The organism is Pseudomonas sp. NPDC096950, assembly GCF_044762525.1.
In the GTDB taxonomy this organism is placed as follows: Bacteria; Pseudomonadota; Gammaproteobacteria; order Pseudomonadales; family Pseudomonadaceae; genus Aquipseudomonas.
The window spans coordinates 416,883-431,597 of record NZ_JBIWEL010000004.1 but is presented as its reverse complement, the minus strand read 5'-3'; the positions used below and the strand labels follow the sequence as shown (position 1 = coordinate 431,597).

General features: G+C 60.4%; 9 protein-coding genes and 2 pseudogenes. 7 read left to right on the top strand and 4 right to left on the bottom strand.

From position 1 onward, the window contains the following. Positions 1 to 147: pseudogene (gene glnQ, locus ACIQY3_RS10585) on the top strand (glutamine ABC transporter ATP-binding protein GlnQ); the annotation flags it as partial. A gap of 157 nt (positions 148 to 304) precedes the next feature. On the opposite strand, the pseudogene ACIQY3_RS10580 reads toward glnQ, so the two are convergent. Continuing rightward, positions 305 to 997: pseudogene (locus tag ACIQY3_RS10580) on the bottom strand (glutathione S-transferase); the annotation flags it as partial. 140 nt (positions 998 to 1,137) lie between these two features. Between ACIQY3_RS10580 and ACIQY3_RS10575 the strand changes: the two are divergent. Beyond that, positions 1,138 to 1,701 (top strand): TetR/AcrR family transcriptional regulator, encoded by a 564-nt coding sequence (locus ACIQY3_RS10575; RefSeq protein WP_403019134.1) that lies wholly within the window; start codon positions 1,138 to 1,140, stop codon positions 1,699 to 1,701. A 264-nt stretch (positions 1,702 to 1,965) separates the two neighbouring features. Continuing rightward, complete coding sequence (locus ACIQY3_RS10570) at positions 1,966 to 2,838, top strand: DNA/RNA non-specific endonuclease (protein WP_403019132.1); 873 nt, start codon at positions 1,966 to 1,968, stop codon at positions 2,836 to 2,838. A gap of 51 nt (positions 2,839 to 2,889) precedes the next feature. On the opposite strand, the gene ACIQY3_RS10565 is transcribed toward ACIQY3_RS10570, so the two are convergent. Next, the gene (locus tag ACIQY3_RS10565; RefSeq protein ID WP_403019130.1) at positions 2,890 to 5,361 is read right to left on the bottom strand and encodes a hypothetical protein; all 2,472 of its coding nucleotides are present in this window, start codon (positions 5,359 to 5,361) and stop codon (positions 2,890 to 2,892) included. A 58-nt stretch (positions 5,362 to 5,419) separates the two neighbouring features. Beyond that, on the bottom strand, positions 5,420 to 6,034 hold the full coding sequence (locus ACIQY3_RS10560; protein ID WP_403019129.1) for a TetR/AcrR family transcriptional regulator: 615 nt from the start codon (positions 6,032 to 6,034) through the stop codon (positions 5,420 to 5,422). 172 nt (positions 6,035 to 6,206) lie between these two features. On the opposite strand from ACIQY3_RS10560, the gene ACIQY3_RS10555 reads away from it, so the two are divergent. The 4 genes from ACIQY3_RS10555 to ACIQY3_RS10540 all read left to right on the top strand — a co-directional run bounded on the left by ACIQY3_RS10555 (position 6,207) and on the right by ACIQY3_RS10540 (position 12,491). Beyond that, a complete protein-coding gene (locus ACIQY3_RS10555) occupies positions 6,207 to 6,485 on the top strand; it encodes a LysR family transcriptional regulator (RefSeq protein WP_403019127.1) in 279 nt (92 codons plus the stop codon). Between the two features lie 140 nt (positions 6,486 to 6,625). Then, complete coding sequence (gene mexE, locus ACIQY3_RS10550) at positions 6,626 to 7,870, top strand: multidrug efflux RND transporter periplasmic adaptor subunit MexE (protein WP_403019125.1); 1,245 nt, start codon at positions 6,626 to 6,628, stop codon at positions 7,868 to 7,870. Positions 7,871 to 7,881: 11 nt separating this feature from the next. Further along, the gene (locus ACIQY3_RS10545) at positions 7,882 to 11,076 is read left to right on the top strand and encodes an efflux RND transporter permease subunit (protein ID WP_403019123.1); all 3,195 of its coding nucleotides are present in this window, start codon (positions 7,882 to 7,884) and stop codon (positions 11,074 to 11,076) included. Next, positions 11,073 to 12,491 (top strand): efflux transporter outer membrane subunit, encoded by a 1,419-nt coding sequence (locus ACIQY3_RS10540; RefSeq protein WP_403019121.1) that lies wholly within the window; start codon positions 11,073 to 11,075, stop codon positions 12,489 to 12,491. Before ACIQY3_RS10545 ends, ACIQY3_RS10540 begins: the two co-directional genes overlap by 4 nt. A 5-nt stretch (positions 12,492 to 12,496) precedes the next feature. On the opposite strand, the gene ACIQY3_RS10535 is transcribed toward ACIQY3_RS10540, so the two are convergent. Then, positions 12,497 to 14,623: a TonB-dependent receptor family protein gene (locus tag ACIQY3_RS10535; protein ID WP_403019119.1), complete on the bottom strand. Its 2,127-nt coding sequence runs from the start codon at positions 14,621 to 14,623 to the stop codon at positions 12,497 to 12,499. Positions 14,624 to 14,715: the final 92 nt, after the last annotated feature.

The following is a 14,715-nucleotide window of genomic DNA, read 5'->3' as shown; positions in this document are numbered from 1 at the left end:
CACGAAATGGGCTTCGCCCGCACCGTGGCGAATCGCGTGATCTTCATGGACAAAGGGGAGATCGTTGAACAAGCGGCGCCGAACGACTTCTTCGATAATCCGCAGAATGATCGGACCAAGTTGTTCTTGAGTCAGATTTTGCATTGATCGACGTCAGGCAGTGAAATAAACCCGGACGTGTTCCGGGTTTATTTTTGTCTGGGGTTTATCGCGTCAGAACGGTTTCTTGTTCAGGTTGGCGCGTAGACAGTATCGGCCTTGAATCATTAACCCCGATCAGCCCTGACGCAACATCGTTTTTGACTGCATGGCCTCGCTCCACCATGGCGCGCCATTCCTGAACACTTGACCGCTCCTGCATCCTGGCATGCCAGGCGCGCAATGCGTCACATTCTTCAGGCACCGGCAGTTTCACCAGCGAAGCGAAAATCATGCCGCCGAGTACCGCGATGTCGGCCATCGAAAATTCACTGCCCGCCACAAACGGCCGGGTTGCCAGGACGCCGTTGAAATAGTGCATCCCGCGCACGGCCTTATCGCGCATCCGCTCACCCCATTCACGGTTCTGGTAAAGCTCGACGTCCGGCCCAAGGCCAGGCGTGGCGTGGTGGAAGTAGGTGCTGACCGCATCCAGGAATTCAGTTTCCGCACGCTTGGTCATCATATGGATGACGCCTTTTTCAGTCGGGGTTTTACCGGTGAGCAGCGGGCTGCCGTCCAGCACATCCAGGTACTGGGTGATGGCGGTGCACTCGGCAATCAGCGTGCCGTCGTCCAGTTCCAGGACGGGCAATGTCCCGGAGTAGTTGATCGCTAGAAACGCCGGTTTCTTGTGCTCGCCGGTCCATAGGTTGACCGGAACGAATTCGATCCGTGACAACAGGCCTTTTTCTGCCAGTGCAATTCGGACCCGCGCCGGGTAGGGGCCATCGAACCAGTCGTAGATTTTCATCATCGGGAAGGTGGAAACGTTGGGGTGGGGCTGTTGGAATGTCATGGTTTAGTCGCCTGCCTGTCAGTTGGTAGGTAAAACAATGGGCGCTTGGTTGTGCCTTGTCAATCCCTACCTACCAATTGGCAGGTTACAGGCGATGCGAGTAGAATCGGGCCAAACGACCCAGTGAAAGGAGTGAAAAGGTGAGCGAAAACGCTCGGGAAGCCATCTTGGAAGCGGCCAAAGGCGCTGCGCAAATCCACGGTTACAGTGGAATCAATTTCCGCAGCATTGCGGATGAGGTGGGGATCAAGAACGCCAGCATTTACTACCATTTCCCGAGCAAGGCTGACCTCGGCGCCGCTGTCGCCAAGCGCTACTGGGAACAGACCTCCGGTGTTCTGGAGGCCATACGCGCTGCCAATCCCGATCCGGTTCACTGCCTGCAGGTGTACCCGAGCATCTTCCGAAGCTCGCTTGAAGACGGAAACAGGCTGTGTTTGTCCAGCTTCATGGCGGCGGAATTCCAGGACCTGCCCGAAGCGGTGAAGGATGAAGTGCTGGCGTTTGCAGACATCAACGTGGCGTGGCTGACCAACGTGCTCGCCGATCTCGGCCTGGGAAGTGTTGATGCGTGCGAGCGTCGTGCCCGCGCCATCTATACCGCCGTAGCCGGCGCGCAATTGATTGCCAGGACTCGCCTCGACATCGGTTTGTTCGACGAATTGATTCAGAGCTATCAGGAGGCGGGACTGCTGTCGGCCTGACTGTTTGGGCCGGTGGTGCACCGCTGGTGTTGATCGATGTCATGCGCATTTGAGTCCGGCACTAATGTGACTTCTAAGGGTCAATAAATCCCCACGACCGTCAGCGATCCAACGGCTCGTAGTCGACCGGATTCACCCCGGCATTTTGATCAAGGACAGTGAACGCATGCTCGCCTGAAAATAATCAGCACCACCTCCGCCCGGTTCCTTGAATCGGGACTCGCCGTACGTTTACCCCTCAATCCAAATCGAAGAATTTAAAGCATGCACCTACGCAAAATTGCAGTTGGGCTGTCGGCCCTTGTTTTGCTCTCGACTGGCGCAGAAGCCCGCAGTCTGCTGGATCTCCTCAAGCCAGCCACCCCGCATCAGACACAGACTTCCCACTCGGGCTCGATCAACCAGAACGCGGCCCTGGACCTCTATTCAAACAAGCAGAAACAGCCATCGTTCGACGGTTGCGTCGATCTGTTTCCGGCCGCGAAACCGATCAACACCGCTACTGTGCCGGCCACGATGAAACCCCTGGCGCTGTGTTCCGATAACTTCGCGGTGCTGTACTCGCAAACCAGCCGGACGCCGCTGGTGGTGGTCGAACGCCTTAATTCGGCTCAATTGAAGGATGCCAAAGGGGAGGAACGCACCAACCAGTTCTACCCGGACCCGCGCATCCCCAAGAGCGGGCGGGCCGAGTTGAGCGACTACCGCAGTCAGCATCCGGCCGTGGACCGTGGTCATCAATCCCCGGCCGCCGATGCACCGAGCCCGAATGCCATGGCGCAATCCTTCGCGCTGTCGAACATGGTGCCCCAAGATCCCACCAACAACCGGAAGATCTGGAGCAAGGTCGAGGCGGATGTGCGCAAGTTTGCCAAGCGCGCCGATGGCAATGTCTATGTCTTCACCGGCCCGTTGTTTGACGAAGGCCACGGCACCATCGGCGGCAACAAGGTCTGGGTGCCGACCCGCCTGTTCAAACTGGTGTACGACGCATCGTCCCAGCGTGCCTGGGCCTATGTGGTGCCCAATGCGGAAACCCGTATCGAGCGACCGATGGACTACGACACGTTTGTGAAAAGTACCGGGCTGAAGCTGCTGGGGAATTTGCCGGTCAGTGGTTCAGTAGGGCGTTCTTAAAGAAAAAGGGGCAGATCAATGATCTGCCCCTTTTTTTGTGCGCGACCGTGACTAGCGCCATTGGCTCAATGCCGATGTATCCAGTGCCCGCCATGCTTCGGCATTCCCCAGTTGATCCTTCGTCAACCAGAGCCCCGCATGCGGGCACAAGGCCTCGGCGGGAAGTGCCAGCAGCTCGCTCAGCTTCAGCGCGGTGATTGAACCTCGGTCAGTTTCATCCTCGGCTTCCCAGTCGCGCAGAAACAGACGCACCTTTAAGACTTCGGCCTTGAAACCTTCAAACTGTGGTCGATTGCGCAGCCGCTGCGGTGAATGCCTCAAGGTTCGTTCCTGGACATCCAACAGCAAGACCTGCCAGGCCAACCGGCCGCCATGTTCATCGTCGGCGTCGGTATACAGTCGGGTCAGCGCAAGATAACGGGCATCCTCGGACCAGATCATCGAAGGTGCGAGATCGCTGATGGCGCAACCGGACGCCGTCAGCAAATGTCCGCCCAGGCGTGGGCTCTGGACGCGCAGCCAACTGTCGGCATATTCGGTTTCACAACCGAACAGCCACGCGGCATCGTTATTCGTCGGCGCTGGCTGGACAAAGTTGCCGTCGGCGATTGCAGACTGTGGCTGCTTGACCAGGCGCCAGTCGGGGAGGGCGGTCAGGCCTTGTGGGCTGACCTCCAGCTCACACCACTCATAGTAAAGTCGCGAGTCCGGGCGATGCTGACCAAACTCCGCGGCATCAGCGGCTTCGGGAGGCGATTGATCAAAGCGCTGCAACGGGCTGCCTGGCTGATCCTGATCCAGGCGCCCGCGAATCACCGCCAGGCTCAGTCGCGGTCCACGGAAGTCGAGCAAGCGTGCGACCAGCAGAGGCGGGCTGCTCAACAGTTGCCGTGCCTGTGCGTCGGCCACCACCACATGCCCAGCGGTGGCGGGCGGCAGGGTGAACGGGATCAGGGCGATATAGCGTCCGGTGTCTGAAACCCGATGATCGAGCAACCAAACGCCGGGCAACGCCCAGTCGCCAATCGTGCAGGTATATCCGCCGAGGCCCAGGCGGTTGTCCTGCTGCCAGTGGAATTGAGCCCGCGCCTTACCCGTCACGGAGGCCGACTCGACCATCGTCGCACCGCGCTGTCCATCACCCGCCAGCGGCACGGCCAACTGCACTTGCGTCAGCCGTCGCTCCGCAACCTGTATCCGGCCGTTCGGTGCATGACCGACCTGGGAGTCGCAGTCGCTGTGAATGCTGTACAAGCCGTAACCAAAGCGGCCGCGATCAGGTTGTGGGTAGTCGAAATAGGCCGATAGCCGCAGGTGGTGGTCATCCAGCGCCAGGGGTTCGCTCCAGCCCATCGAGGGTTCGCTGTCAGCGGGGATCCACGGGCACGGCAGTGTTTGCCAGTCACGGTCTGCGTGCCAGAGCCAGTAGTCGAGGGCTTGCTCATCGCCCATCCGTGCACGGCAGGCGAAGGAGCGGCTATCGGGATTCCAGATGATGGCGGTATCGGCCCTGATCAGTAATGAAGTGGGCTCACCGTTAATGTTCACACGGTATTCCGGATACCTCAGCGGGTCACAAGGCTGGGGCAATTCGCGCAAGCTGAGCGGCAACGCGAGACTGGCGTCCAGGTGTTGCTGACCATCGGGGGACGTGTGCCGGAGCGTTTCGTGAGCGAGGTTTTTTTGCCAGTCGCCCGGTTCCAGCCAGAGGTCGACAACGGGCACCAGATCGATCCGTTCAGCCGTCGCCAGCAGTTGCTCCAGGCTGATCTGCCGTGCTCCATTGTCCACCAGCGGGCTGTAACGCCCACTCAAGGTGCCGTCGTTAAAGGCATCCAACTCCCAGAATTCATCACACGAACATTGGTAGAGCTGACGCAGCTGTCGATCCAGAATCACCAACCCCCAGGCCTGGCGCGAGGGTAGCGGCGCGGCGAAATAACGGCCGTCATTGGAGAACCGAGCCGACGACCCGAGGCCCTGGAGCAGCACCCCATCAGGGAACAAGTAATCGCACAGGACCGGCCCGCCCATGGCGATTTCACTGTAGTTGAAGACCCTGATGGGCTCGCCTTCCGGTGTTTGTCGGGGCTCGTCGCCACCCCAGGCACTGGCGCCGCCGGAAGACTGACCACCCGACAGCGGCGACGATTTGGCCGATGTCTTATCGACAAGGCCAAAGCGTTTTTCCAGATGACTGACGCTCGCCAGTCCGAAGAACATTACGACTGCGGCACCCGCGATGTCCCAGTACGGCGGCAACGCACGGCCCAGATTGAAACCCAGGCCGATGGCAGCGGAAGTCATCAACCGGGCAACCCCTCGACCGGTTCGCAGCCAGCCGGCCCGCGCCGCCAGCCACATCAAGGCCGCACACCCGAGCACCACACCGAGCGCCCACAGCAACGGTATGACCGTCACGAGGAAAATCGGGATCAACAGCACGGCGATTTGCCAAAGCAGATCGAGCAATAATCGCGGCAGGCTTTTTTCGTCAGCGTGTTGATCGGAAGAGTGGGGCACCGTTACCTCGATGACAGATGGGTGGTTTCAAAACCGGTGGGTTTTGCGACTCGGAGCGTTAACAGGCAGCTAAACCTTCATCCTTCAAATCGTGCTCAACATCCGGCTCTTCCTTTTCGGGAGTGGCAGGCCACGCATTGATGACCGACTGCAAAAACTGCGCGGACAACTCAGGGTTATCCAGCGCCCTGGCAATCAGCATTGCACCTGCTATGGAAGACAGGACGTTTAGTGATTCCTGGTATTTCTCCTCATGGTTTTCTCCCTCCACCAGCGCCATCAGCAGGTCGATCAATCGCTCGACACCGTGGGTGAATGAGCTGCTGACGGTGCCACCCGTGCGGGCTACATCGGCGGCCAATGCCGGAATCGGGCAGCCTTCGGTCCAGTTATCCCGATGCGCCTGCGTCAGGTAACGCTTGATCAGTTCGTGTATGGATTTGGCGTTTTGCCATTCGTGGATATTGGACTCGAACGTCCGGCTGACGGCCTCTGAGGCCAGTTGTTCCTTGCCGCCCGGAAACTGTCCGTAGAAGCCGCCATGGGTCAGGCCCACCGAACGTGACAGTTCACCAATGCCGATGCCGTCGATGCCTTTTTCCCGATACAGCCGGGATGCGGCCTTGAGGATCGCTTCTTTGTTCGCGGCAGCCTGGTCTTTCGTGACTTTCATGGGACTGCTCCTGTGGCCGGATCGGGTTCGCCTGGGAAAAGCTTCGCTGAGAGGCTGGCAATGATTATGATCGTCATATAAAGTCGCTGCAATGGCTTTGCCCGTGTCGGCGCAAGTCTGGGGGATCCAGAGCCTGTGGCTCAAGTCGAAAATCTCTACGTGGACCGAACTCATGAAACGTAATGATCTGCGCAGTATCGATCTGAATCTATTGGTGGTGTTCGAGGCGCTCATTCAGGAACGCAATCTCACCCGTGCCGCCAAGCAATTATCCCTGGGCCAGCCGGCTGTCAGCGCGGCGCTGGTGCGTTTGCGCAAGTTGTTCAATGACCCTTTGTTCGAGCGTATCGGTCGTCGGATGGTGCCCACCGAACGCGCATTGAATGCGGCGCAGACGTTGGGACCGGCGCTGGATTGCGTGTGCAATGTACTCACCGATACCACGGTTTAGACGAGCTGATCCTTTTTTTTGCCCTTAAACATGACGGCTATCATTAATGATGATAGCCAACTTCACTCCGATCAATTCGTCGCGACCTCGCGCGAGGCCGAGAATCCGGAAATTCTTACACCCCCTGGCGGACACTACCCATGGAACAGTCACTCAAACCTTTGCGTTATCCCCTTGCTGCGTTGGCGTTGGTGGTGCTTGCCGCGTGTGGACGCACACCTGATGCCGCTCAGGCGCCGGGTGCGCCGCATGTCACCGTGGCCAAGGTACTTGAACAGCCCATTACCGAATGGGACGAAGTCACCGCCCGCCTGGAAGCGCCGGAAACCGTTGAGGTTCGCCCTCGGGTTTCCGGCCAGATTGAACGTGTGGCCTTCACCGATGGGGTGCTGGTGAAGAAGGGCGACTTGCTGTTCCAGATTGACCCGCGCCCGTTCGAACACGAAGTGCATCGCATCGAAGCGCAGCTGCAACAGGCACGCGCCACCCTGGTCCGCACCGGCAACGAAGCGCAGCGCGGCCAACGGTTGTTGAGCAGTAACGCGATCTCCGCTGAACTGGCCGACACCCGCACCACCACCGCGCAAGAAGCCCGGGCCGGTGTCGATGCCATTCAGGCGCAGTTGGACCTTGCGCGCTTGAACCTGAGTTTCACCCGCGTCACCGCGCCGATCACCGGCCGGGTCAGCCGGGCGGAAATCACCGCCGGCAACATCGTGACCGCCGACACCACACCGCTCACCAGCGTGGTCTCCACCGACAAGGTCTACGCCTATTTCGATGCGGACGAACGCATGTTCCTCAAATACAGCCTGCTGTCCCGCCAGGGCCAGCGCGGTCAGGCCACGCCGGTGTACATGGGGTTGTCGAACGAGGAGGGCAACACGCACCTCGGGCAAATGAACTTTGTCGACAATCAGGTCAACCCGAAAACCGGCACCATCCGTGGTCGCGCGGTGTTCGATAACGCTGACGGCCAGTACACCCCCGGTCTGTATGCACGCTTGAAACTGGTGGGCAGCGCCGCCTATCCCGGCCTGCTGATCAAAGACGAAGCGGTAGGCACCGACCTCGGCAAAAAATTCGTGCTGGTGATCGATCAGGACAACAAAGCGGTTTATCGCAGCGTCGATCTGGGGCCGAAGCTTGAAGGCTTGCGCATCGTGCGCAGTGGTCTGCAAAAAGACGATCGCATCGTTATCAATGGTCTGCAGCGCGTGCGTCCCGGCGCGGTGATCAGTCCTGAGGATGCGCCAATGGCCAGCCCGGAAACGGTCGCCACATTGGCCCGCCAGCGTCAGGCGATTGAAGCCTCCCATCCGCCGGTTTCCGCGCAATCACCTGCACTGGTGAAAGCGGAAGCAGCCGCCGCACCTCGCGGATAAGGAGCACCGACATGAAGTTTTCCCAGTTCTTTATCACGCGACCGATCTTCGCGGCGGTGCTGTCGCTGCTGATCCTGATTGCCGGCGCCATCTCGCTGTTCCAGTTGCCGATCAGCGAATACCCGGAAGTGGTGCCACCGACCGTGGTGGTTCACGCCAACTACCCCGGCGCCAACCCGAAAGTCATCGGTGAAACCGTAGCCGCGCCGTTGGAGCAAGCGATCACCGGCGTCGAGAACATGCTGTACATGTCCTCGCAATCCACCGCTGACGGCCGACTTACCCTCACCGTAACGTTCGCGTTGGGCACCGATCTGGACAACGCCCAGGTCCAGGTGCAGAACCGTGTGACCCGCACCGAACCCAAGCTGCCCGAGGAAGTGACGCGTATCGGCATCACCGTCGACAAGGCGTCGCCCGAGCTGACCTTGCTGGTACACCTGGTGTCGCCGGACAAGCGCTACGACATGCTCTACCTGTCGAACTACGCGATCCTCAACGTCAAGGATGAACTGTCGCGCCTGGACGGGATTGGTGACGTGAAGATGTTCGGTATCGGTGATTACTCGCTGCGTATCTGGCTCGACCCGAACAAGACCGCTTCGCGCAATCTGACCGCAACCGACGTGGTCAACGCAGTGCGCGAGCAGAACCGTCAGGTCGCCGCCGGACAACTGGGGTCGCCGCCGGCACCGAATGCCACGAGCTTCCAGATGTCGATCAACTCCCAGGGGCGGTTGGTCAGTGAAGAAGAGTTCGAGAACGTCATTATCCGCAGCGGTCCGGACGGCGAGATCACGCGCCTGAAAGACATCGCCCGGGTCGAATTGGGTTCCAACCAGTACGCCTTGCGCGCCTTGCTCAATAACGAGGAAGCGGTGGCGATGCCGATCTTCCAGCGTCCGGGCTCCAACGCGATCGACATCTCCAATCAGGTGCGGGCGAAGATGGCGGAGCTGAAGAAAAGCTTCCCGGAAGGCATGGACTACGAGATCGTCTATGACCCGACGATCTTCGTGCGCAGTTCGATCGAGGCGGTGGTTCACACGCTGTTTGAAGCGCTGATTCTCGTGGTTTTGGTGGTGATCCTGTTCCTGCAAACCTGGCGCGCTTCGATCATTCCGCTGGTTGCGGTGCCGGTGTCGCTGATCGGTACGTTTGCCGTGATGCACCTGTTCGGGTTCTCGTTGAATGCGCTGTCGCTGTTCGGCCTGGTGCTGGCGATCGGGATCGTGGTCGACGATGCGATCGTGGTGGTGGAGAACGTCGAACGGAACATCGAGTCGGGACTTGAACCGGTCGAGGCGACCAAAAAAGCCATGGGCGAGGTGACCGGTCCGATTATCGCCACGGCGCTGGTGCTGTGTGCGGTGTTCGTGCCCGCCGCATTTATCTCGGGCTTGACCGGGCAGTTCTACAAGCAGTTTGCGTTGACGATCGCGATCTCGACGGTGATTTCGGCGTTCAACTCCCTGACCTTGTCGCCGGCGTTGGCCGCTGTGTTGCTCAAGGCCCACGGCGCGCCGAAAGACCGTTTTTCCAAAGTGCTGGATCGCCTGCTGGGTGGCTGGCTGTTCAAACCCTTCAACCGCTTCTTCGATAAGGCCAGCCATGGCTACGTGATTGCCGTGGCCAAGATCATCCGTGGCAGCAGCGTGGCGTTGCTGATTTACGCGGGTCTGATCGCCATGACCTACATGGGCTTCAGCACCACGCCGACCGGTTTTGTACCGACCCAGGACAAGAAATACCTGGTGACCTTCGCCCAGTTGCCGGACGCCGCGAGCCTGGATCGCACCGAAAACGTGATCCGCCGCATGAGTACCATTGCCATGAACGAGCCGGGCTTCGACAGCGCCGTTGCGTTCCCGGGCCTGTCGATCAACGGCTTCACCAACAGCCCGAATGCGGGCATCGCCTTCATCGGCTTGCGGCCGTTCGATGAGCGCAAGGATCCGAGCCTGTCAGCCGGGGCGATTTCTGCATCGCTGAACGCCAAGTTTGGCGGCATCCAGGACGCCTACATTGCGGTGTTCCCGCCACCGCCGGTACAAGGTCTGGGCACCATCGGCGGGTTCCGTTTGCAGATTGAAGACCGGGGCAACCTGGGTTACGACGAACTGTACAAAGAGACCATGAACATCATCGGCAAGAGCCGCAGTGTTCCGGAACTGGCCAATCTGTTCACCAGCTACACGGTCAACGTACCGCAGGTCGAAGCAGCGATTGACCGGGAAAAAGCCAAGACCCACGGCGTGGCGATCAACGACATCTTCGACACGTTGCAGGTGTATTTGGGCTCGCTGTACGCCAACGACTTCAACCGTTTCGGGCGGACGTATCAGGTCAACGTGCAGGCCGAACAACAGTTCCGCCAAGAGCCAGAGCAGATCGGCCAATTGAAAGTGCGCAATGACCACGGGGAAATGATTCCGCTGGCCACGTTCGTCAAGGTCAGCCCGAGCTCCGGTCCTGACCGCGTCTCGCACTACAACGGTTTCGTCACCGCCGAAATCAACGGCAGCGCGGCGCCAGGCTACAGCTCCGGCCAAGCCCAAGCGGCGATTGAAAAGCTGCTGAAAGAAGAACTGCCCAATGGCATGACCTACGAATGGACCGACCTGACCTACCAACAGATCCTGTCCGGCAACACGGCGTTGCTGGTGTTCCCGCTCTGCGTGCTGTTGGCGTTCCTGGTCCTGGCGGCGCTGTATGAGAGCTGGAGCCTGCCGTTGGCGGTGATCCTGATCGTGCCGATGACCCTGCTGTCGGCGATTGCCGGGGTGATCATTTCCAAGGGCGACAACAACATCTTTACCCAAATTGGCCTGATCGTGCTGGTTGGCCTGGCGTGCAAGAACGCGATCCTGATCGTCGAGTTCGCCAAGGACAAACAGGAGCAGGGCATGTCGCCGCTGGACGCGGTGCTGGAGGCCTGCCGCATGCGGCTGCGGCCGATCCTGATGACATCTTTCGCCTTCATTATGGGCGTGATCCCGCTGGTGACTTCCACCGGTGCCGGTTCGGAAATGCGCCGGGCGATGGGGGTTGCGGTGTTCTCCGGCATGCTCGGGGTGACCTTCTTCGGGTTGCTGCTGACGCCAGTGTTCTTCGTTCTGATTCGTCGCTCCATCGAGCGCAAGAACGCGCGCAAGGTCGCCCAGATTCACCCAACAACCGCATTGAATCCGGAGGCACACTCATGAACACCTTGAAGCTTTTTTTACCCAGCCTTCTGGTCGTTGCGCTCGCCGCGTGCACGGTCGGTCCCGACTACAAAACGCCTGACACCGCGCCGGCCACGATCGTATCGATCCAGGGCGGGCATTACGATCAATCGCGGTTTGAAACAGTGTGGTGGCAGCAATTCGATGACCCCACGCTCAACCAGTTGGTGAGCAAATCCCTGGAAGGCAACCGCGATCTGCGCGTGGCGTTCGCCCGCTGGAAAGCGGCCCGGGCGATTCGTGATGACGTTAGCAACGACAACTTGCCGGTGGTCACCAGTCGCGTCAGCAGCCAGCAAGGAAAGGGACAAGTGCCCGGCCAGACCGAAAGCCGGGTCAATCAGGAACGCTATGATCTTGGCCTGGACATGGCCTGGGAAGTCGATCTGTTTGGTCGTATCCAGCGCCAACTGGAATCCAGCGACGCCCAGGAAGACGCCGCGGCCGCAGACTTGTATCAACTGCGGGTGACGATGATTGCCGAACTGGTGGACGCCTATGGCCAATTGCGCGGCGCGCAACTGCGGGAAAAAATTGCCCTGGCCAACCTGAAGAATCAGCAAGACTCGCGCAGTGTGACCGTCAGTCTGCGCGATGCGGGCGTGGGCAATGAACTCGACGTGGTGCGTGCCGACGCGCGTCTGGCGGCGGTCGAAGCCACGGTGCCGCAACTGCAAGCGGAGCAGGTGCGGCAGAAAAACCGCATCGCTACGCTGCTGGGCGAGCGCCCGAATACATTGAGCGTGTCGTTGAGTCCCGCCGAGTTGCCGGCCATCGCCAAAGCGCTGCCGATCGGTGATCCCGCCGAGCTGCTGCGCCGGCGTCCCGATGTGCTCGCTGCCGAGCGCAGGCTGGCGTCGGCCACTGCGGAGATTGGCGTGGCGACTGCTGATTTGTTCCCGCGCGTGAGCCTCAGCGGTTTTCTCGGTTTTACGGCAGGTCGTGGTTCGCAGATCGGTTCCAGCGCAGCCAGGGCCTGGAGTCTGGGCCCGAGCATCACCTGGGCGGCATTTGACCTGGGCAGCGTGCGGGCGCGTATTCGTGGCGCCGACGCCAATGCCGAAGGTGCCCTGGCGACTTATGAGCAGCAAGTGCTGCTGGCGCTGGAAGAGTCTGAAAACGCTTTCAGCGACTATGGCAAACGCCAACAACGTCTGTTGTCGTTGATCAAACAGAGTGAGTCGAGCCGTGCCGCCGCCGACCTCGCCGCGATCCAGTACAAGGAAGGCACGGTGGATTATCTGGTACTGCTGGATGCGCAACGCGAACGACTGAACGCCGAGGATGCCCAGGCACTGGGTGAAACTGATCAGTACCGTGGCATCGTCGCGATCTATAAAGCGTTAGGTGGCGGCTGGGATAGCAGCGGAGGCAAAGTGGCCGGGATCAATTGACCGACTCAGCGCAGACTCCACGACACCCCGACATACATTGCCAGGCCTTCCCCCGGCGTTGACCGGGCGGCGTCCTGGCCTTTGTCGTCGTAGCCCGGCGTGACGGTGGCGGCGTAGTGCTTGTTGGTCAGGTTGCGCAGGTCCAGCCAGGTCTGCCAGTCATCCTTGGGGGCGTTGTAGCCGAGGGTCGCGCCGAACAGGGCGTAAGGGTCGGCGTCGTAGCTGTTGGCGTAATCCACTGCCACCTTGGACACCCACTGTGTGTTGAGCGCAGTGAAGAAACCCTGGGGCCAGTCGTAGCGCAATTCGCCCTGGTAATAGTGCATCGGTAGGCCCGGCAAGCGGTTATCACCGAAGCGATCGTCGTCGCGGTAATGGAAGTCGCTGAAGGTATAGCTCTGGCGCAGGCTCAACTGGCCGCCGTCGTCCCGGGACCATAGATTGCTCTGCAGGCTGGCCTCCACACCTTGATGCACCGTGGGGCTGGCGTTGAGTTCGTAGGGCGTGATGGCGTTGGCGTCCGGCAACACCGAGAGCAATTCGTGGCGCACTTGAGCGTAGTACCAGGCCAGGCTCCATTGCCCGATCGTGCTGTCGCCGCGACCGCCGAGTTCCAGGGTGGTCGCGGTCTGGTTTTGCAGCTTGATCGGATCGCGCTGGGCGCCGGTTGCGACACCGCTGCCGGCCGGGAATCGAATGTTGGAGCTGTAGATCAGCGACCACGGGTGTGGCGCTTCGACCGAACGACTGAGATTGCCGAACAGTTGCAGGTCGGGTGTCAGCTGATAGCGCAGACCCAGGCGCGGGGCGTAGTCCCAATCGTTCTGGCTGGTCTTGCCGCCGTCTTGCGGATAGGTCACGGCGCTTTCGCGGCGGGTGTAGATCGCGGCGAGTCCGGTGGTCAGCCACAGGTCGTCGGCGATTTCCAGGTCATTGCCCACATGCAGGACCGTGTCCGAACCTTGATAAGTGAAGTTGCGAATAGGCGTGCCCGGTGCGTAGCCGGCAGTGTTGCCGGTGGGGATGCGCACCCGCTCACTGGCGCCGTCATTCGGCAGGTGCTTGGTCACGCGCAAACCCACGGTGCTACGGCTTTCCAGGCCCCAAAGTGTGTCGCGCCGCTTGTAGTCGAACGTGCCGCTGACATCCGTGTAGGCCACCTTCAGACGGTTTGGCCCTTCGCGTAAATCCATCGGATAGTCGTGGTAGACAAGGCCGGTCTGGATGCTCGAATCGTCATCGATGTAGTACGTGGTCTTGTTGCCGAAAAAGGTGCTGCCGGGCTGCTTGCGGCGGTCGTCCCGTGACACATAAGCGGGGTTGGCGGCGCGGGGATCATGTTCGATGGAATGCTTGGTCACGCGCCCGGCGAGGTCGTTGTCGGTTTGGCGATAGCGCAGGTAGAAACGCGTTTCCAGGTTCGGGTTGAAGCGATAACCGAAGTTGGCGATCACGCCCTGGCTCTCGCTGGCAGTGTGATCCTGATAGCCGTCGGCCCGTGCGTCGGTGGTGGACACGTAGTAGTCGAAGTTGCCCAGCACCTGCCCGGAGCTGACCTGGCGCTGCTGATAACCGTGGCTGCCCATGGCGTAGCGCACCTGCAACTTCGGTGCGTCGTAGCCGGTGTGGCTGACGTAATCGATGGCCCCGCCCAAGGCCAGGGCACCGCGGTCGAAACCGTTGGCGCCGCGCAGCACTTCAACATGGTCGAGCCACAGCGGTTCCAGCAATTCATACGGCGTGCCGCCGGGGCCAGTCAGTGGCAGGCCGTCGAGCATCGCGTACAACCCCGAAGCATGGGCGCCCGGCGCACGGTTGATGCCCGAGCCGCGAATCGAAACCTTCACCCCTTCATTCCCCGCCGACTGGGCGTACACCCCCGGCTGATAAGCCAACACGTCCTGATTGTTGGCCACGCGGCCCTGCAATGGCCGACGCAGGTCAACCACATTGGTGCCGCCAGGGACTTCGGCGAGCCGGGCCTTGGCATTCTCCACCGAGGCGTCTTCACCGCTCAGATCCTCAGCCCCGATCAGCACTTGTCCAAGCTCCAGGCCTTCGGCTTCGGCCATGGCCGGACAAACGAGGGCCAGGCCCAGCAGCGCGGCGGGCAGGGATTTGGGCGAGGGCATGGGGAAACTCCAGACGTACAGGAACGGGCAGTGAAGAACTGCGACGTTAGTAAGAACGAAGGAAACACATGGGGATTTTGTTTTTCTCTGCT